Origin of the sequence: Cellulophaga algicola DSM 14237, assembly GCF_000186265.1 — a bacterium.
Lineage (GTDB): Bacteria > Bacteroidota > Bacteroidia > Flavobacteriales > Flavobacteriaceae > Cellulophaga > Cellulophaga algicola.
This window is the reverse complement of the sequence record NC_014934.1, coordinates 111953-131924: the sequence shown is the minus strand read 5'-3', so window position 1 is coordinate 131924 and position 19972 is coordinate 111953. Positions and strand designations below refer to the sequence as shown.

The following is a 19972-nucleotide window of genomic DNA, read 5'->3' as shown; positions in this document are numbered from 1 at the left end:
AAAAAGTAGCCTACCAAACATATCATAAATAGCATTACAATGGGGGAGGTGTACGCTATACCTTCTGTGAAATATAGGAATATAGAGAAAATGCCAAATACAAAGGTTCCTTTTCCAAATAAATATTTCAATCGTATTCTCATTTTTTAAATGGTGTCTAAGCGATATGGTCGTAATATCTACTGCCTTTAAATTTGATTTATTTAGATGTACCGTGCCTAATAACACTTAACGAGTTTATATGTGATTAGTTGTGCAATTAATTACTTATTTAATACACAGTACACGAATCTAATATCTTGAGGTCCTAAAGTTTTAAGAAAGCTAAATTTATAGCGTATGGTTTAAACCATTCCTATAATTGGTCTAAGCTAGACGGTAAATTTTTAAATCCCTAGTGTACTAACGAGATTCTTGTTAGGAATAATGGGACTACCGAAAAGAGCATTAAGAATCAAATGCTGTTTGAGTTTTTGTGAGTTCATTTAAGGTAGCGAATATGGAGGCGAAATAGATCCGAAGGGACAAGGGCAGAATTGATTCGTTTAAAAAAAAATGAATTAACAAACCCTTAAATATTTCTGAAAACTGCCGTAAACTAATACGTAACCTACAGCAACAAATTTAGGGGTATAGTATGCTCCGCCACTTAATTTAAACATCGGTTTAAAGTTTACTATAATATCATGGTCTTTCTACTTTTTTAAAAAAAATCTAAGCGTACTAATTTGGTTTGATTTTTTAGTGCAGGTAATAAATAAACGCAAAATTAGAAATTGACTGAAGTTTTAAATTTAATGAAATTTTATTTTCTATTCAAAAATAGTTTCCTTGAGTATCTTAGACCCATTCCAAGGTCTTAGGTAAATGATACCAGCTGTTTGTCCCATCATAGCAAACAAATCATCTATAGCTTCAGGAGTGTATTGAGATTTATGGCAGTTTGATGCTTTATGTCCTAATTTTAAATCTTTCTTATCAAATGATATTCGGTAAGTAAGAAATCTCTTTTGGGTCGTTTTTAAATTCTCACTTAACCACTGTACTAAACTTGTATTTAGAGTTAGGTCCTTTTTTTCAGCTTCTTTAGGAAAACCATAATAAAGTAATTGTTCTAGTGTGTCAGAAGCTTCTCTTTGAAAAACCTCAGTAACAATATTACTCACCATACGATGATCTGAATGCCCATATTCTCCGTCGGGTCCAAAGGTAATTACCACATTAGGTTGGTGTTTTACAAATAGGCTGTCAATTTTTTCATCTAAAGAATACAGGTTTTCATTCAACGCTAAATCACCATCCGTATAATTTAGAAATATAGGAGCATTAATACCCAAGGTTTTTGTAACGCACAAAGCTTCTTCTGCCCGTACTTTTGCTAATACATCTCCCGCAGGAATAGCAGCATGAGATGTAACCCCCTTTGATCCATCGGTAACAAGTACTAAATAAATATTTGCACCTTCTTTAGCATATTTAGAAAGAAGAGGAGAGATAACAATCTCATCATCTGGATGCGCAAATATCGCCATTAGGGTTTTACCATTAGTAGTTGTAGGCTTGTTCTCTTGTTGTGCGTTAGTATGACCCATACAAGAAAAACAGATACTTAAAATGCAAAGGGATCGTAATCGTTTTTTCATCGTTTTAATTTTAGAGGAGTAGGCTTTTTTTAGGCAAACCAAAATATGTGCTAGAATAGATTAAGTAATAATTCTTGTATTAATGATACTCCTTATTACCTACCGTTTTTATTTTCAAAGTATCAGAATCTCGTATAATTCCAGTTTTTATTGGAATCAGATATATGCCAAAATTAACTTTGCCATCCTTTTTAAATGCTTTCGCTAAAGTTCTAAGCGGTTCTTGTTTTTTATCTTTTACACCGTTATGCGGGTTAATGGTTATTAGCGAACACCTCTCTGTTTTAGAAACGACTTTAAATTCACATTCACCAATAATTAGATGGGTCCAAGTTTCTTCTTCAAAAGCTTTAACCCCAGAAATAATGATATTGGGTCTAAAACGATTGGATTCAATAGGGGTTTCTAATTTATCATTCAAAGCAGCAACAGATTCTCTGGATATTAAATGAATAGGGTATACGTCATTAAACGATATCGCTGTATCATTGGTCTTTCGCAATTTGTTTAAATTGATTTTAACTAGTTTGCTTTCTGAATTTAAAAGAGCAGTAAACCAATTATTTAGTTCATCGCTTATTATTTTTCCAGCTACGCTTGTATGAAATAGTGAAAGCTCAATGTCTTGAAATTCTTTGTTAAGAGCAATTGTTTTAGTTTCATTCTTATAACTAATGTTTAGTTGATAATTATTTATTTCCGTTTTAATGTTAAGCAATTCTGCATTTTCTCGCGCTGTTATTATTTCATTTTTAGCATTAGCGATTCCTAGATAGCGATCATTTTCAAATCCAATTTTAAGTATAGTAATTTCAATCAGTTTTTGACCTTTTGTAGACTTAATTGGATAAATATATAAACCTTCTATTTTCATTATTTGAAATAAATTATCTGGATACACCTGGGTTATCTGTAGTACGGAAGCAGTGATTTTTTTTGATTCAAAAGCTAAATTTAAAAAATTGGCAGTGGTAGTAAATAAATCTAAACTATTAAATGTAGCATTTTTATTTTATTTGCTACGGGTTTTTTTAAGTAACATTTTCACGAGTTATGCGCTGGAACGAAACTCAGGCCTAATTTTTTACTTAGTATTTATGGTTTAAGAAATGTGATTAGTAGTATAAGTGATTCAACCTCTGCTGGACAGGAATGCTAATGAATTTAAAAAACTATTTTCTAGTGCTTTCGATGAGGTAAATAGAAAACTTAAAATAGTACAATATTTTTTTAATAATTAATTTGTTAAACACCGTACAATAGAAGAATTTTGCAGGTCATATTTAAATTGAAAGTACATTTTTATGGAGAGTGAAAAATTTATTTTCTGTCTTGAAGCCGTTCCAGATATAGATATACCCAACACTACTGAAGTAGTGAAAATCTTGGAGGATATTGCTTTAAAACAAAACATAACAAGTATTTATAAAACTTGTGATAGTATTGAAGGATTAGAGCAGAGCTTAAACGACTTGCTTTATGAAGATCATAACTTTAAAGATTATGAAATTATTTACCTCGTTATGCCAGGAGAGTCAAACAATATCTTACTGAATGACTATTATTATAGCATTGAAGAGATCGCAGAAATCTTTGAAGGTAAAATGAATGGGAAAGTAATACATTTTGCCAATAAAAAAAGTTTAGACCTAACAGATGAGGAATCACAGTATTTTTTAGATGTTACTGGAGCACGCGCTATTTCTGGTTACCGATCTAATCTCAATGAAATTTCTAGTATAGGTACTATAGATAGAGTGTTTTTTAGTATGTACCAAGAAAATGAAGACCTAAAAGAAGTCGTAGAGATGATGTTTCAAAAACATTATAACCTCTGTAAGGGACTTGATTTTAGATTGTATTATTAGAACACGTTTTAAAGGTAATAGTATCTTTTAATATCAGCTTACACACACACACATCAAACGGTATGTTTATTTCCTTTACACCTTTTATTGTAAAGAGGTGCGGTGTTTTTTGACGGTTTTTAAGGGTTAGGCTAAAGACCCAATATAATTTCATGAAATAACATATTTGGCTGTATTCGTCTTTAAATAGGATCAAATCAAATAAAAAGTGTCGTATTTTATTCCCTTTTATAAGTTCATTCTATATTTTTCCCGAGCTTATAGTTTCATCCATTTTTTTTTAATACAGTAGTTCAGTTACGGATACAAAACGGACTTAGGAAGTACGAGTCCGTTTCGTCACAAAGTTAATTTGAGTTTGCAGCTAACATTTAAAAAATGAACATAGCTCAGTACATTTTTTATATAATATGCTATGTTTACGTTCTTTAAGAAATTATTAATTGGCAACCTCTTTTTGGTTTATGTAGAAATTACGATCTACCTTAAATGTAGCGATATCGCCTTTTAATATGCTTGTTTTCCATTCTGCAGTAGGAGTAATCCAAAGCTGTTTTCCTGCACTAGAAACGCTTACTGGTATTGCAAAACCAGTTACAATATGCGTATACCTGTATTTCAATTTTTTGCCATCATAGTGGTATTCTAATACAGGAACCTTTATAGTTCTTAAGTATTGTTCAAAAAAGGCGCTTAAATCTATTTTAGCGGCTTTAGAGATGTAATTTTCTATTTGAGCTGTAGTCACTGTTTTATGGTAGAAATCTTTATTTAAACCTCTCAAAATACTTCTCCATTTTTCGTCATCATTAACTACATGTCGTAAGGTATGTAACACATTGGCACCTTTAAAGTACATATCACTACTTCCTTCATTGTTTACATGATAAGCACCAATAATAGGCCGGTCATTCTGTATTAATTTTCTGGTACCAATAACATAATCTGCAGCGGCTTCTTTGCCATAATAGTAGTCTATAAATAAATTTTCGGAGTAGGTGGTAAAGCTTTCATGGATCCACATATCGGCAATATCTTTATAGGTAATATTATTAGCAAACCACTCGTGCCCTGCTTCGTGAATAATAATGTAATCAAATTTTAAACCCCAATCAGTGCCAGATAAATCACGTCCTAAATACCCTTTCATAAATTGGTTACCATAAGTTACAGAGCTTTGGTGTTCCATACCTAAATACGGCACTTCTACTAATTTAAAACTATCTTCATAAAATGGGTAGGGGCCAAACCAATGTTCAAAAGCTTTCATCATTTTAGGCGCATCTTTAAAATGCTCTTTTGCCTTTTCTAAATTATCTTTCAAGACATAGTAATCCATATCTAAAGTACCCTTTTCTCCCGGGTATTTTTCACCAAAATGTACATAGTCACCTACATTAACATTTACGCCATAATTATTTATTGGGTTTGCAACAATCCAGTTATAAGTGGTAGTGGTTTCATTTTCTTCAACAGATTTTAATCGTCCATTAGAAACATCCATTAATCCTTTAGGTACGGTAACACTAATGGCCATACTATCTACTTCATCATACATGTGGTCTTTATTAGGCCACCAAACGCTAGCCCCTAATCCTTGACATGAGGTAGCAACAAAATCTTTTCCATTACTATCTTTTTTCCAAGAGAAACCGCCGTCCCATGGTGCATTTTTAGCAGCTCTAGGTGTTCCCGAATAGTAGACTGTAATCTCGTTTTTGTCTCCTTTTTTCTGTTCTTTTTTTAGGGTGATGAAATGTGCGTTTATATTTGACCTTAGTACTAATTCTTCTCCATCTTGAGTTACTTTTTCTATTTGTAAAGGCGGTTGCAAATCTATTTGAAGAATTTGTTGTGCTTCTAAAACGGTATATTTTATGGTATTACTACCTGATATAAATTTATCTTCTGGCTTAATGGTGATTTTTAAATCATAGAAATTTAAATCCCACCAAGCACGCTCAGGCGTTATACTACCGCGTAGGCTGTCTTGTTCGGTAAAGTAATCTTTAGCTTGTAGCAAACCTTGACTATGGCTAGAAAGACTAAGGAGGAGGAAAAAAAATACTGTTAAAAAATGTTTCATGGTGCTACGCTGCTATAATTATGCTGCTAAAGTTAAGCTAATTTTTAAAAATTGTCGGCATTGCCCTACATGATTGAAAAAGAACATGGGTTTTTTTAATTTAAATTTGAATAAGTATCTTTACCCTTCACTCAAACTCAACTTTAAATGAAAGTTTACACTTCAACACTATCCTTACTTTTAGTGCTACTGGTTTCTTCAGTCGCTACTAGAATAAATGCACAAGATAAAAGTCCGCTTATTGGTCGGTGGGATATGGTTATCCAACAAGAAGGCAAAGAACTACCTTCTTGGTTAGAGATTACAAAATCTGGTAGCGCTACTTTAGTAGGAAGGTTTGTATATGCTTTTGGCAGTTCTAGGCCTATAGCCGAAGTAAAAGTAAAAAACGAGGTCTTTAGTTTTGTTATTCCACGACAATGGGAACCAGGCGATAAAGACATGAAGTTTGAAGGTTCATTAGCGGGTACTACACTTTCTGGAACTATGGTGTATTCCGATGGAAAAAAATACAAATGGACAGCTACACCAGCAAAAGTGGCGGTATATAATGAAGCTATTGTCTGGGGAGCACCAAAAGCACTTTTCAATGGGACTAGTCTAAACGGATGGAGCGCTATGGGGGATAATCAATGGATTGTGAAAGACGGAATTTTAACGAGTCCAAAATCTGGCTCTAATTTAGTGTCTGATGAAAAGTTCTTAAATTTTAAGTTACACGTAGAGTTTAAATATCCAGCAGGAAGCAATAGTGGTATTTATTTGCGTGGGCGTCATGAAGTGCAAATTGAAGATAATATAGGCTTAGAACCTTCTAATATTTTATTTGGAGGTATTTATGGGTTTCTAACGCCAAATGAGATGATGGCGAAACCAGCAGGGGAGTGGCAGTCTTATGATATTACCCTAAACGGAAACCGAGTGAGTATTATCGCAAATGGGAAAGCCATTATTACCGATCAAATAATCCCAGGAATTACTGGTGGAGCCTTAGATAGTAAAGAAGCAGAAGTAGGCCCTTTGTTAATTCAGGGAGATCATGGCCCAGTAGAATTTAGGAGTATTGTAGTTACGCCAGAATTAAAGTAACTCACTTTCAGTTTTAATTGAAAGCAAAAAACCACGCCTAGGCGTGGTTTTTTGCTTTTTTATATTTTATAATTAACGTAGAATAGCATTCGGGAATACTACCGGACTTTCAAAACCATCTTTACCTACAGATGATATTCCGAAGAAGAAATTATCAATAACAATACCTTCTAGAAGAAACTCAGTTACATTGCCAACATAGCGGCTATGATCCCAAGTAGGAGAAGTAGTAGCTCTCCAGTATATTTTATAACCTACCGCACCATCAACCTTACTCCATTCAAATTTTGCTGCAGGGGCTACTATGCCACCAATTTTTACTTCTTTTGGAGCAGGAGGTGCCCAAGCCAAAGCCGCAAGATTTATTGCATTAACAGCGGTTAATTTTTTAGCATAGCCAAAATTTACATGTTCAAGAACGTCACCGTAATTAATACCGTTTTCTGTTCGTAGATCTTGGTGTTGCTGGGTATAATTTTCATGAGCTTCCATAATACGGATGCCTGCAAAACCAGCATCATTAAATGGCCTATGGTGTCCGCCACGCCCAAAACGATCTAATCTGTAGATCATCATTGGGTTCATTTCTGGCATATAAGTTTTTACATTTTTGTGAATATACCGTGCGAGTTGTCTCGAGATTCCGTCTACTTCTCCGCCATAAAAACGACGCATTTGTCGTTCTTTATCCGTTTCCGTAGCTGGTACAGGTTCAGAGAAAATTCTAAAATCACGATTGCTCACAACGCCATCAACCCCAGTAATATTACCAATCATATCATTATTGAATATTCCGATGATATCCCAGCCTTTTTCTACTGCGTATTTTGCGAGTCCGCCACCGCCAAAAAGTCCTTGTTCTTCTCCTGATAAACCTACATACATAATACTATTTTCAAAAGTATATTTAGAAAGCACGCGAGCCGCTTCAATGGTACCCGCCATTCCACTAGCATTATCATTAGCGCCTGGAGCATCAGTTGTAAAATCCATCGTATCACTAGCACGAGAATCAATATCGCCACTCATAATAATATAGCGGTTTGGATATTTTGTTCCTTTTTGTATGGCAACCACATTTACCACCCAAGCATCTTTAGGTATACGGGTACCCATCTCTTTAGTTACAAAATCTTTCTGATAGAAGACATCAATGCAATCAGAGCAGTTGCTTGAAATTTCATTGAATTGAGATTTAATCCAGCGTCTGGCAGCTCCTATTCCACGTGTTTTAGAGAGCGTATCACTAAAGGTATTTCTAGTACCAAATTCGGTCAGTGTTTTCACATCATTTTTAATGCGATCTTCAGATACGGCAGCTATAATCTCATATATTCGAGCGTCTGTCTGTGCTAGAATAGGCAGCGATGCAAAAGCGGTAAGGAGACAAAGTAGTAATTTTTTTTTCATTTTTTTGAGTGTTAGCATTTCATTTTTAATAAGCTGTTTTCTTAGTCATAAAAATTAAACCAAGGAGTGGTCCAATGCTTAAAAATAAGAAAATTAATGTTGGATTTATTTGTTCTGCCAATAGGGTGAGTAGTTGAATACTGATAATGCTAATGGCGAAACCAAAACAATTGACGAGTGTTAGTCCTGTTCCTTTTAATTCTGGGGGAGCTGCATTGGCTATTAAACTAGAAAATTGAGGCGAATCTGCGGTAGCTGCCATACCCCAAAAACTCCATCCTATTAAAAATAACAGGGCAGGCAATTTAAATAAAAGGGGAGAGATAATGCAAAATACGCCAGAAACCAATAGGGCGTAATAAGCTATTTTATGGCTTCCTATTTTATCTGCGACATAACCACCCAATACACAAGAGAGGCCGCCTAAAGCAATAATGGCAAACGTTAGTAACGGAATCGAAAATGTAGCATTAGTCACAGATGCATAGGTATGCAGGGCTAAAGGTGTAAAAGCCCAAAAAGCATACAACTCCCACATATGACCAAAATAACCAATTGCTGCTTGTCTAAATTTCGGAATTTTAAAAAGTGCTATTCCTGCTTTTATTTTTATGTTGGTGCTTTTTTTTCTAAAAGGACCATTAGGAACAAATAAAACGACTAACACGCCACCAATTATGGCTATAGCGGAAGTGATAATTAAGACGGTATCAGAATTACTATTAAGTTCTAATCCGCTTAACAAATAGGGGAATGAAGTTCCTAAAACTAAGGCACCTACCAAAAAACCTAAAGCTTTCCCAAGTCCGTTTTCATAATAATCTGCTGCAATTTTCATTCCGATAGGATAAATACCCGCGAGAAAGAAGCCTGTTCCAAACCGTGCAAATAGCAATTGCCATTTAGAAAGTACCTCTGTAAAAAGGCTCAAATTACATGCGGCAGCCAGTAGGGCGCAAATAAAAAATATTTTTGAAGGAGAAAAGCGATCGGCGATCATTAAAAAGGCAAATACTAAGGTACCTGTAATAAACCCAAATTGCACGGAAGATAATACATACCCAATAATCTCTGGACCCAAACCAGTTTTTAATGCTATATCATCAATAATAGCATTGCCTGCAAACCATAAAGAGGTGCAGGCAAATTGTGCTAGTATTAAAATGGGTAAAATATGCGGTTTATGCTTCAAAACTCATGATTTTATCACCTTAGTCGTTTAAAATTTTAAAAACTAATCAATAAAACGTTTTAATAATTTACGGACATCTTTAGTGCCATCTACATAGTATTTAGCAGCTGTTTTCTGAAGTCCCACTTTTACGGTTACGGCAGATTCTGGTAATTCTTGAAACATAAATTCATCAGTCCAATCATCGCCAATAGCAAATACGAAATCATAATCATGTTTCCCATACATACGTAAGGCAGCACGTCCTTTATTGACATTGCTACTTTTAATCTCCATTACTTTATTACCGTTCAAAACACTTAAATCATCATTGGCAATTAAGCTTGTAAGCACCGTATTTAATTCGGTTGCTCTCTTTTGACCAAAATCAGGATCTGTCTTGCGGTAATGCCATGCTAAAGAGTAATTCTTTTCTTCAATAAAACTACCAGGAGTTCTATCTACAAAAGATTCTAGTACAGGTTGAATCTTTTCCATCCAATCTTTCTTAACATTCTCTAGTAAGCTAAAGTCCGCACCATCTTCCGAAAGCCATACCCCATGTTCTACAATCATGTTGTATTTTTTAGGTAGAAACCATTTGGTAAAGGTTTCTTTATCGCGACCACTAATTAAATACATATCTGTATTTTCTTGAGAAGAAATAGCATCTAATAGTTCATATAATTCTTCGTCTGGGCTCGCTTTTTGCGGATTATTATGAAAGCCAGCTAGGGTACCATCATAATCTATAAATAGCAACCTTCTTTTGGCTTTTTTATAATCGTTTGTGATTCTATCCAATAATTTTGAAGAAAGCTTTCTAGAAACATAGCTACTGCTATTGTCTTTTTGTTCTTTTAATGAACTCATGAAATCTTTCGCCCATCGCTCTACATTATAGCGTTCTAATCTTTTTTGTAAAATATCATTCCGTTCTTGTTGCTCTTCTATAGGCATCTCTATTGCTTGATGAATAGTATCTGCAATCTGCTCAAAATTATTAGGATTAATTAAGAGAGATTCATTCATCTCATTCGCAGCTCCTGCCATTTCACTCAAAATTAATACCCCTGTTTTGTCGGTTCTTGTGGCTACATATTCTTTAGCGACTAAGTTCATTCCATCACGGATGGGAGTCAACCAAGCTATATCACAAGAAGTATATAAATCGATTAAATTTTCAAAAGGCATGGATCGGTAGAAATACCAAATAGGGGTCCAGCTTACGGTAGAAAATTCTCCATTAATTCTACCGACAAGTTCATCTACTTCTCTTTTTAACAACTGGTATTGTGGCACATTACTCCGTGAAGGCACCGCAAGTATAATTAAACGCACCTTTTCTTTGTATTGAGGGTATTTAGTTAAAAAGTACTCAAAAGCGTTTAAACGTTTTGCGATACCTTTTGTATAATCTAAACGGTCAATAGAAAGTAAGAATTTTGCGTCTGGAGTAGATTGTTTATGATTATTTAGGCGTTGCTGTAATTCCGATTGCTTTTCTGGAGGCAATTGATTATGCACCTTGGCCGCTTCGCTAAACTTTTTATAATCTATTCCCATCGGGAAAGAATCTACTTTTATAATTCGGTCTTCAAGGTATACATCGTTAAAACTAACATCTAGACCCAGAATACGGCGAACAGAGCTTAAAAAATGGCGTTCGTAGTCGTAGGTATGGAAGCCAATTAAATCAGAACCTAACAAACCTTCAAGTACTTCTTTACGCCAAGGTAGGGTTCTAAATATTTCAAAAGAAGGAAAAGGAATATGTAAAAAGAAACCTATAGAGATGTTTGGTAATTTTTCACGAACCATTTGTGGTACTAACATTAACTGGTAATCATGTACCCAAATAGTATCATCATCTGCTGCTTTTTCTACAATAGCATCTGCAAATTTTTGGTTCACTTTTTTATAGGTTTCCCAACTATCTATTTCAAATTCTGCATATTCTAAAAAGTAATGGAATAAAGGCCATACGGTTCTATTACTAAATCCGTAATAAAAACCATCAACTTCTTGTTGTGATAAATTTACTTTTGAAGATCCGTGTTTGGCTAAGGCTGCATCAATATCGCCTACCAATTCTTCAGGAATCTCTTCATCGGTTAAACCGCTCCACCCAATCCAAAGGCTATCTCCACCAGAGTGTACAGATTTCATTCCTGTAGCCAAACCACCCACACTTGGTATTGCAGTAATGCTTCCATTATGAATTTGTAATTGTATCGGTAGTCTATTTGAGATTATGATAGTTTTGCCCATAATTCGGTTTTATTTGCTGTGTTTTAGAATTAATTTCTCTAAATTTCGTAAAAAAGAAGGGCAATGGCAATTTTATTAGCCTTTTGAGTTAGCAATTTATTGATATGGATAATTTAGACTACGGAATAATAGGAAATTGTAGGAGTGCAGCATTAATTTCTAAGAATGGTTCAATGGATTGGTGTTGTTTACCAGAATTTGATTCACCATCAGTTTTTGCAAAACTTCTCGATGAAGAAATAGGAGGGAGTTTTGGTATTGAGGTAGAAGACACTTATAAGATACATCAGTTTTATGATGCCGAAACGGCAATATTAATTACGAAATTTACAGAAGGCGAAGAAAATTGTTTTGAAATTCATGACTTTATGCCTAGGTATCATAAGGATGATGATTCATTTTTTGCACCGCCAGAGGTTATCAGATATATAAAACTGGTAGCAGGGAAACCAAAATTTAAAGTGGTTTACAACCCAAAATTAGAATACGCACAAGGAAAAACTGAATCGTTTATAAAAAAAGATTTTATAGCAAGCTTAACACACGATGTAAAGTTTGATACCGTTTTCTTATACACTTCATTTGATAAAGAAAAAGTGCTAAATGGAGAAGAAATTATAGTAGAAGAAAATGGGTTTTTTCTGTTAACGTATAATGAGAAAATATTTACACCTACAACAGAAAGAGTATTTTTAAATTTAGAACGTACCCGTATTTATTGGATGGATTGGTCACAAAAAACGCCAACCTATAAGAAGTTTGATAAAGAGATTAAACGTAGCGCATTAACTTTAAAATTGTTGAGTTATGATAAAACAGGGGCAGTATTAGCTGCGGCAACAACATCTCTTCCAGAAACAATAGGAGAGGTTCGTAATTGGGATTACAGATTCTGTTGGATTCGTGATGCTTCTATGGTAATTAAAGTGGTCTCTCAATTAGGGCATAAAAATGTAGCTAAGCGGTATTTGCAATTTATTATTGATTTGATTCCTGATAAAGATGAAAAGTTACAGATCATGTATGGCATTAACCGCGAGAAAAAGCTAACAGAGCAAACCTTAGAGCACTTAAGTGGGTATAAAGGATCTAAACCTGTTAGAATTGGTAATGCAGCTTACGAGCAAGTTCAGAATGATATTTATGGAATTCTGATGGATGTGATTTATGAAATGATTTCTCAATTTAGTATAGACATCCAAAATGGGGAGGAACTTTGGGGTATTACTAAAGGCATTGTTTGGATTGTAGAGAAGCACTGGCAAGAACCAGATAAAGGTATTTGGGAGTTCCGTTCAGAAGATAGGCATTTTACATTTTCTAAGGTTTTATGCTGGACCGCCATTGATAGGGCTATAAAAGTGGCAGAGTTGTTAGACAAGAAACATAAAATTGATAAATGGAGACCATTAGAGCAGAAAATTAAAAAAGATATCATGGAGAATGCTTGGAATGAAGAGAAACAAGCCTTTACACAATCCTATGGTTCTTCAGATATGGATGCTTCCGTATTATTAATGCAGTCTTATGGATTTATTGATGCTAAAGATCCAAAATACGTAAGTACAGTTTTAGCTGTAGAGAAAGATTTATGTAATGATGGTTTATTGTACCGGTATAAAAATGAAGATGATTTTGGAGAACCTTCATCATCATTTACAATTTGTACGTTTTGGTTTATCAATAGCTTATTCAAAATAGGGCAGGAAGAAAAAGCATTACAACATTTTGAGCAATTGTTGAGTTATAGTAATCACTTAGGCTTGTTTAGTGAAGATGTAGATTTTAAAACAAAACGTTTGTTAGGGAACTTCCCGCAAGCATATTCACATTTAGCATTGATAGAATGTGCAATAAACTTTTCTAATAAAGCATCTGAAGAGAACGTATTAGAGTCTATGCGTGATTAATTGAGTTGAATTTACAAAGTTATACACTAGTTTTTGATGTTGTAATTACAACGGATAAAACTAGTTTTTTTATACCCTAGTTTTTCAATTTAATAACGGGTAACGGTTGGGTATTATAAAATTATGGTTAACTGATGTTCTACTGCACTAAACCTAATAAAATAAAAAAACCGCTCAATTAAGAGCGGTTCTTCCTTCTGTGTTTAAAACAAATAATAATCAGAATTAGTCAAAGGTATAACCGTTGTCTGCAGCTACTTTATCCGCAATTTGTGTGCGTAAAGCTACTACGTTAGGATTATTAGTATATTTTGTAAAACGCTTAAGGCCCATTAACATCATACGTTGCTCATCACCTTCAGCAAAAGAAACAATAGCTTCTTTTCCTCTTTGGATTACAGTGTCTACAGCAGTATATAAATATAATTTAGACATCGCGATTTGTGTAGCTTGTTCCGCTTCTCCAAATCGTTTTACGTTTTTCTCAGTTCTTAATATCGTAGATTCTGCCATATATACTTCAATTAATATATCAGAAGCAGACATCATCAATTGTTGGTGGTTCTCTAATTCAGCACCATATTTTTGAACGGCAGAACCAGCTACCATTAAAAATACTTTCTTCAATTTAGCAACCAAATCTTTTTCTTCAGCAAAAAGCTCAGAAAAATCTGGTGTATCAAAAGAAGGTATTCCCATTAATTCTTCACCAACTTTAGTTGCAGGTCCTAAAAGATCTACATGACCTTTCATTGCTTTCTTAACAAGCATACCTACTGCTAACATACGGTTAATTTCATTGGTACCTTCGTAAATACGAGCAATACGAGAATCTCTCCAAGCAGATTCCATTGGTGTATCTGCACTAAAGCCCATACCTCCAAAAATCTGAATACCTTCATCTGTTGTACTTTGGCAATCTTCAGAAACTGCTACTTTTAAAATAGAACATTCAATAGCATATTCTTCGACACCTTTTAGTTCTGCTTCTTGATGAGAGTTTCCTGCAGCTTCACGCATTGCAATTCTGTCTTCAATATTTTTAGCAGCTCTATAGGCAGCAGATTCATCAGCATAAACATTAGTAACCATATTCGCTATTTTAGCTTTTATAGCACCAAAGTTTATGATAGGTGTTTTAAACTGAATACGCTCGTTAGCGTATTTAGTAGCCTCACCAATAACACGACGTTGCGCATCTAAACAAGCCGCAGCTAATTTAATTCTACCTACGTTAAGCGCATTCATCGCAATTTTAAATCCGTTTCCTCTATCAGAAAGCATATTCTCTACAGGCACCTTTGTTTCATTAAAGAATACTTGACGCGTAGAAGAAGAATGAATTCCTAATTTTTTTTCTTCATCACCTAAAGAAATACCATTACTAGGATCATTCTCAACAATAAATCCTGTTATATTTTTATCATCACCAATTCTAGCAAAAACTATGAATACACTACAGAAACCTGCATTTGAAATCCACATTTTTTGACCAGAAATACTATAGTGTTTGCCGTCTTCAGATAAAACCGCTTTGGTCTTACCAGAGTTAGCATCAGAACCTGCACCCGGTTCAGTAAGGCAATAAGCACCAAACCACTCACCAGAGGCTAATTTAGGAACGTATTTTTGTTTTTGTTCCTCAGTACCATATAACGTAATTGGCATAGTACCAATACCAGTATGCGCACCAAAAGCAGTACTAAAAGAACCTGTAGCACCAGAAATATAATCACATACTAACATGGTAGAGACAAAACCCATACCCATTCCTCCGTAAGATTCTGGAACCGCTACGCTTAATAAGCCAAGTTCACCCGCTTTACGCATAGTTTCTTCCGTATATGCGTAATCTTTTTTCTCAAAGCGTTCCCAGTGTGCCCAAAGTTCGCGATCTACGAATTCTTTGGTGCTATCTCGCATCATTTTTTGCTCTTCCGATAAATCTTCGAGCGTAAAGATATCTTCACAGTTCGTTTCTTTTACTAAAAACTGACCGCCACGTAGTATTTCTTTTTCTGCCATTGTTGTTAATTTTCTTATCTCTAACCCTTTCCAAAGGAAAGAGAATAGATATGTGTTATTTTAAGTTAAGATTTTTATTTTTTTAAAGGTCCTCCCATAGGAGAAAGCTTAAAATGGGATTTGTTATTTTAAGAATTCATAGATTCCTGCAGCACCTTGCCCAGTACCTACACACATGGTTACCATACCATATTTTCCTTGCATATTTCTCTTACGCATTTCGTCAAAAAGTTGTACGGAAAGTTTAGCTCCTGTACACCCTAGTGGATGACCCAATGCAATTGCGCCACCATTTACGTTTACGATATCTTGATTTAATTTAAGTTCACGCATAACAGCAAGAGATTGTGAAGCAAATGCTTCGTTCAATTCTATTAACTCAATATCTTCCTGCTTTAATCCAGCTTGCTTTAAGGCTTTCGGAATTGCTTTTACAGGACCTATACCCATGATACGTGGCTCAACACCAGCTGCAGCATAGTTTACCATACGAGCAATTGGTTCAATATTTAATTCTTTTACCATCTCTTCACTCATAACAAGTACAAATGCAGCACCATCACTCATTTGAGAAGAGTTACCAGCGGTAACACTACCACCAGCAGCAAAAACAGCTCTTAAACCTGCTAGGGCTTCTTTGCTAGTTCCTTTTCTAGGGCCTTCATCTTTTGTAACCGTATATTTTTTTGTAGCTTTTTTACCGTTTTCATCTACATAAATTTGTTCTACATCTATAGGAACAATTTGATCTTGAAAACGATCTTCTGCTTGTGCTTTCAAAGCTTTCATATGTGAGTTGTAGGCAAACTCATCCTGATCTTCACGAGATACTTTAAATTGATTGGCAACGGCTTCTGCTGTATTACCCATTCCCCAGTAATAATCTTCATGACCAGATTTTACTAAGTCATAATTTAATTCTGGCTTATTTCCTGTCATAGGAACAGAACTCATACTTTCTGCACCACCCGCGATAATACAATCTGCCATTCCGGCTTGTATTTTTGCTGTTGCAATACCGATAGTTTCAATACCAGAAGAACAAAAACGGTTAACGGTAACCCCAGGAACATCAACAATATCTAATCCCATTAAAGAAATTAAACGCGCCATGTTCAGTCCTTGAGAACCTTCTGGCATTGCATTCCCTACAATAACATCATCTATTCGTTTTTTATCTAATTGCGGCAGCTCTTTCATCATATACTGAATGGTCTCTGCGGCTAATTCATCTGTTCTTTTGAATCGGAATACCCCTTTTGGAGCTTTACCGACTGCTGTTCTATATGCTTTTACTATATATGCTGTTTTCATAATCCTTTCCCCAACCCTCTCCAGAGGAGAGGGAGTTTGTTCGGGATATTTTAAAAGTTATACTTCATTTAACTACTTAAAAGGTTTCCTTTATTTTCTCCTTATAGGAGATGCCGTTAGGCAGAGGAACCTTAGTTTCTTAAAGGTTTTCCTGTTTTCAACATATGCTGAATCCTTTCTAATGTTTTACGTTCTGTACAAAGAGATAAAAATGCTTCACGCTCTAGATCTAATAAATATTGCTCTGTAACTAACGTAGGTTCCGATAAATCTCCACCAGCCATAACGTACGCTAATTTATTAGCAATCTTTTTGTCGTGCTCACTAATGTATTTACTGTCTTCCATGGAATCTGTACCTACTAAGAACATTCCTAAAGCTTGTTTTCCTAAAACTTTAATGTCTTTACGTTTTACCGGTTGCGTATACCCACCTTCAGCCATTAACTTAGCATGTGCCTTTGCCGTAGCAATTTGACGGTCTTTATTAACAACTACGATATCTTTACCTTTTTGTAAAATTCCTAAATCGAAGGCTTCATATGCTGAGGTAGAGACCTTAGCCATACCTATTGTTAAGAAATATTCTTGAAGTACATTTAATTCAACATCGTTTTTATGGAATTGGTCTTGTGCTCTTACAGCAAATTCTTTAGAACCACCACCACCAGGGATGACACCAACACCAAATTCTACTAAACCAATATAAGTTTCTGCTGCAGCTACGACCATGTCTGCGTGTAATGAAAGCTCACAACCACCACCTAGTGCCATTCCGTGAGGAGCAGCTACGGTTGGTATTGCAGAATAACGCATACGCATCATCGTATCTTGGAACATTTTAATCGCCATGTTCAATTCATCATACTCTTGTTCTACGGCCATCATGAAAATCATCCCGATGTTAGCACCTACAGAGAAGTTTGGTGCCTGGTTTCCAACAACTAATCCTTGGAAATCTTTCTCAGCAATATCTATAGCTTTATTTAAACCCGCAAGAACATCACCACCAATGGTATTCATTTTAGATTGGAATTCTACATTAAGGATTCCATCACCTAAATCTTCTACAACAACACCACTGTTTTTGAAAACTTCTTTAGACTTTCTAATATTATCTAAAATGATAAATGAATCTTGACCTGGAACTTTTTCTATAGCTTTTTTAGGAATATCATAAAAATAAGTAGCGCCGTCTTTTACTGCGTAGAATGATTTTGTTCCACTAGCAAGCATATCATTTACCCAAGCAGCAGGAGTTTCTCCTTCTGCCTTCATAATTTCAATACCTTTTTCTATACCAATAGCATCCCAAATTTGGAAAGGTCCATGTTCCCAACCAAATCCAGCTTTCATTGCATCATCAATCTTATAAAGCTCATCCGTTATTTCTGGAATTCTATGCGATACATAAGCAAATAATGCAGCAAAACTCTTTCTGTAAAATTCACCAGCTTTATCTTTTCCTGCTACTAATACTTTAAAACGATCAGCTACTTTATCAATAGTCTTCGTTAATTCTAAAGTAGCGAAACTTGCTTTTTTACTTGCACGATAGTCCATCGTGTCTAAATCAAGCGTTAAGATTTCTGTTTTGCCTTTAGCATCTTTAGATTTTTTGTAAAAACCTTGACCTGTTTTACTACCCAACCATTTGTTTTCCATCATGGTATTGATGAACGTAGGCAATTTAAATAAGTCTAATTTCTCATCGTCCTTGCAATTTTCTGCAATTCCGTTAGCAACATGAACCAAAGTATCTAATCCTACCACATCAACAGTTCTAAATGTTGCTGATTTTGGACGACCAATAACGGGTCCTGTTAATTTATCTACTTCTTCAACCGTCATTCCTAAATCTTTTACCATATGGAAGAGACTTTGGATACTAAAAATACCTATTCTGTTTCCAATAAAAGCAGGAGTATCTTTAGCAATTACAGAAGTTTTTCCTAAGAATTGCTCACCATAACCATTTAAGAAATCTAATACTTCTGGTGAAGTTTTAGGTCCAGGGATTATTTCAAAAAGTTTTAAGTAACGTGCAGGGTTAAAGAAGTGCGTTCCACAGAAATGTTTCTGGAAATCTTCACTACGCCCTTCACTCATAAAGTGAATTGGAATACCTGATGTGTTAGAGGTAATAAGTGTACCGGGTTTTCTGTGCTTTTCTAAATTTTCAAAGACCATCTTTTTAATGTCAAGTCTTTCAACTACAACTTCAATAATCCAATCTACCTGAGAAACCTTTGCTATATCATCTTCAAGATTTCCTGTTGTAATACGATCAGCAAATTTCTGATTGTAAATAGGAGATGGCTTAGATTTTAATGCTGCGATTAATGAATCATTTACCAATCTATTGCGGACCACCTTATCTTCAAGCGTAAAGCCTTTGGCTTTTTCTTTTTCATTAAGTTCTCTAGGTACAATATCTAGTAATAATACTTCAACTCCGATATTTGCGAAATGACATGCTATGCCACTTCCCATAATTCCAGAACCAACAACGGCTACTTTTTTAATGTGTTTATTCATCGAATTCATTACGATTAAATTGTTTTTGAATCTTTAGTGTAAATTTTCTTATCTATAACCAGTTTATTAATGGTATCCATAACTTTGAAAAAACCATTTAATTGATCTTCTTGAACGCTATCCTTAACCACTTCGTTAAAGCGAAGGACAACATTTTTTGAATCTACTCTTTTTTCTAAGCCAAATGGCGTTAGGTGAATTAAAACACCTCTTCCATCATTTGGATTGGGTTTTCTAATAATCAATCCTTTTTCTTCCATACTTTTTAGTATGCGAGACAGACTGGTTGCTTCCATTCCCATTTTAGGACCTAATGCAGTAGAAGGGGTACCTGTTTTAGGATCAATGCTCAATAAAGTGAAACCTACCGCCATGGTAGTTTCAAAATTTTTAGCTTCTTCGTTATACATTCTGGCAACAGCTTGCCATGTAGCTCTTAAAGCATAATCTATTGTAAGCTCCTTCATACATTATTTATAGAACTCAAATATAGTAAAATTTATTATGCATGCATAATAAATTTATGTAATTTTTTTGATGCTGATGGTTATTTTTTAAATCAATATTCTAAAATAATACAATACGCTAAGGTTTTAACGTACTGTAGCCTAATTAATTATAAAAGTAAGTTAATTTTTGTAAGAAATT

The 19972-nt window shown here is 34.7% G+C and carries 13 protein-coding genes; 3 read left to right on the top strand and 10 right to left on the bottom strand.

Annotated features, from left to right (window positions below; all coding sequences use genetic code 11):
• Positions 1 to 812: 812 nt before the first annotated feature.
• Positions 813 to 1643: a PIG-L deacetylase family protein gene (locus CELAL_RS21280; RefSeq protein ID WP_013548971.1), complete on the bottom strand. Its 831-nt coding sequence runs from the start codon at positions 1641 to 1643 to the stop codon at positions 813 to 815.
• A 79-nt stretch (positions 1644 to 1722) separates the two neighbouring features.
• Positions 1723 to 2517, bottom strand: coding sequence for an MOSC domain-containing protein (locus CELAL_RS00590; protein WP_013548970.1), 795 nt, complete (start codon positions 2515 to 2517; stop codon positions 1723 to 1725).
• A 430-nt stretch (positions 2518 to 2947) separates the two neighbouring features.
• Between CELAL_RS00590 and CELAL_RS00585 the strand changes: the two genes are divergently transcribed.
• A complete protein-coding gene (locus tag CELAL_RS00585) occupies positions 2948 to 3511 on the top strand; it encodes a DUF6642 family protein (protein ID WP_013548969.1) in 564 nt (187 codons plus the stop codon).
• A 439-nt stretch (positions 3512 to 3950) separates the two neighbouring features.
• Here CELAL_RS00585 and CELAL_RS00580 read toward each other — a convergent pair whose 3' ends face one another.
• Entirely contained in the window at positions 3951 to 5597 is a 1647-nt protein-coding gene (locus CELAL_RS00580; RefSeq protein ID WP_013548968.1) for a M1 family metallopeptidase, read from the bottom strand.
• A 147-nt stretch (positions 5598 to 5744) separates the two neighbouring features.
• Here CELAL_RS00580 and CELAL_RS00575 point away from each other — a divergent pair, with 147 nt between their 5' ends.
• Complete coding sequence (locus tag CELAL_RS00575; RefSeq protein WP_013548967.1) at positions 5745 to 6686, top strand: 3-keto-disaccharide hydrolase; 942 nt, start codon at positions 5745 to 5747, stop codon at positions 6684 to 6686.
• 72 nt (positions 6687 to 6758) lie between these two features.
• Here CELAL_RS00575 and CELAL_RS00570 read toward each other — a convergent pair whose 3' ends face one another.
• Genes CELAL_RS00570 through CELAL_RS00560 form a run of 3 tightly spaced genes read right to left on the bottom strand, consistent with a single transcriptional unit; the run spans position 6759 to position 11538 of the window.
• Positions 6759 to 8096 carry a M28 family peptidase gene (locus CELAL_RS00570; protein WP_041557866.1) on the bottom strand — a complete coding sequence of 446 codons (1338 nt, stop codon included), beginning with the start codon at positions 8094 to 8096 and terminating at the stop codon, positions 6759 to 6761.
• A gap of 25 nt (positions 8097 to 8121) precedes the next feature.
• Positions 8122 to 9288, bottom strand: coding sequence for an MFS transporter (locus tag CELAL_RS00565; RefSeq protein WP_013548965.1), 1167 nt, complete (start codon positions 9286 to 9288; stop codon positions 8122 to 8124).
• Between the two features lie 42 nt (positions 9289 to 9330).
• The gene (locus CELAL_RS00560; RefSeq protein WP_013548964.1) at positions 9331 to 11538 is read right to left on the bottom strand and encodes a bifunctional alpha,alpha-trehalose-phosphate synthase (UDP-forming)/trehalose-phosphatase; all 2208 of its coding nucleotides are present in this window, start codon (positions 11536 to 11538) and stop codon (positions 9331 to 9333) included.
• Positions 11539 to 11642: 104 nt separating this feature from the next.
• Between CELAL_RS00560 and CELAL_RS00555 the strand changes: the two genes are divergently transcribed.
• On the top strand, positions 11643 to 13448 hold the full coding sequence (locus CELAL_RS00555) for a glycoside hydrolase family 15 protein (protein ID WP_013548963.1): 1806 nt from the start codon (positions 11643 to 11645) through the stop codon (positions 13446 to 13448).
• Positions 13449 to 13673: 225 nt separating this feature from the next.
• On the opposite strand, the gene CELAL_RS00550 is transcribed toward CELAL_RS00555, so the two are convergent.
• The 4 genes from CELAL_RS00550 to CELAL_RS00535 form a co-directional block, all read right to left on the bottom strand.
• Positions 13674 to 15473 (bottom strand): acyl-CoA dehydrogenase family protein, encoded by a 1800-nt coding sequence (locus CELAL_RS00550; RefSeq protein ID WP_013548962.1) that lies wholly within the window; start codon positions 15471 to 15473, stop codon positions 13674 to 13676.
• 123 nt (positions 15474 to 15596) lie between these two features.
• The gene (locus CELAL_RS00545) at positions 15597 to 16787 is read right to left on the bottom strand and encodes an acetyl-CoA C-acyltransferase (RefSeq protein ID WP_013548961.1); all 1191 of its coding nucleotides are present in this window, start codon (positions 16785 to 16787) and stop codon (positions 15597 to 15599) included.
• Between the two features lie 131 nt (positions 16788 to 16918).
• Positions 16919 to 19324, bottom strand: coding sequence for a 3-hydroxyacyl-CoA dehydrogenase/enoyl-CoA hydratase family protein (locus tag CELAL_RS00540; RefSeq protein WP_041557352.1), 2406 nt, complete (start codon positions 19322 to 19324; stop codon positions 16919 to 16921).
• 14 nt (positions 19325 to 19338) lie between these two features.
• Positions 19339 to 19791 (bottom strand): MarR family winged helix-turn-helix transcriptional regulator, encoded by a 453-nt coding sequence (locus tag CELAL_RS00535; RefSeq protein WP_013548959.1) that lies wholly within the window; start codon positions 19789 to 19791, stop codon positions 19339 to 19341.
• Positions 19792 to 19972 lie beyond the last annotated feature (181 nt).

What these genes read in the sequence shown, in the direction of transcription:
- CELAL_RS00545 (WP_013548961.1), bottom strand. Translation starts at nt 16,787, where the DNA reads ATGAAAACAGCATATATAGTAAAAGCATATAGAACAGCAGTCGGTAAA.
- CELAL_RS21280 (WP_013548971.1), bottom strand. Translation starts at nt 1,643, where the DNA reads ATGAAAAAACGATTACGATCCCTTTGCATTTTAAGTATCTGTTTTTCT.
- CELAL_RS00575 (WP_013548967.1), top strand. Translation starts at nt 5,745, where the DNA reads ATGAAAGTTTACACTTCAACACTATCCTTACTTTTAGTGCTACTGGTT.
- CELAL_RS00580 (WP_013548968.1), bottom strand. Translation starts at nt 5,597, where the DNA reads ATGAAACATTTTTTAACAGTATTTTTTTTCCTCCTCCTTAGTCTTTCT.
- CELAL_RS00550 (WP_013548962.1), bottom strand. Translation starts at nt 15,473, where the DNA reads ATGGCAGAAAAAGAAATACTACGTGGCGGTCAGTTTTTAGTAAAAGAA.
- CELAL_RS00555 (WP_013548963.1), top strand. Translation starts at nt 11,643, where the DNA reads ATGGATAATTTAGACTACGGAATAATAGGAAATTGTAGGAGTGCAGCA.
- CELAL_RS00535 (WP_013548959.1), bottom strand. Translation starts at nt 19,791, where the DNA reads ATGAAGGAGCTTACAATAGATTATGCTTTAAGAGCTACATGGCAAGCT.
- CELAL_RS00590 (WP_013548970.1), bottom strand. Translation starts at nt 2,517, where the DNA reads ATGAAAATAGAAGGTTTATATATTTATCCAATTAAGTCTACAAAAGGT.
- CELAL_RS00570 (WP_041557866.1), bottom strand. Translation starts at nt 8,096, where the DNA reads ATGAAAAAAAAATTACTACTTTGTCTCCTTACCGCTTTTGCATCGCTG.
- CELAL_RS00540 (WP_041557352.1), bottom strand. Translation starts at nt 19,324, where the DNA reads ATGAATAAACACATTAAAAAAGTAGCCGTTGTTGGTTCTGGAATTATG.
- CELAL_RS00560 (WP_013548964.1), bottom strand. Translation starts at nt 11,538, where the DNA reads ATGGGCAAAACTATCATAATCTCAAATAGACTACCGATACAATTACAA.
- CELAL_RS00585 (WP_013548969.1), top strand. Translation starts at nt 2,948, where the DNA reads ATGGAGAGTGAAAAATTTATTTTCTGTCTTGAAGCCGTTCCAGATATA.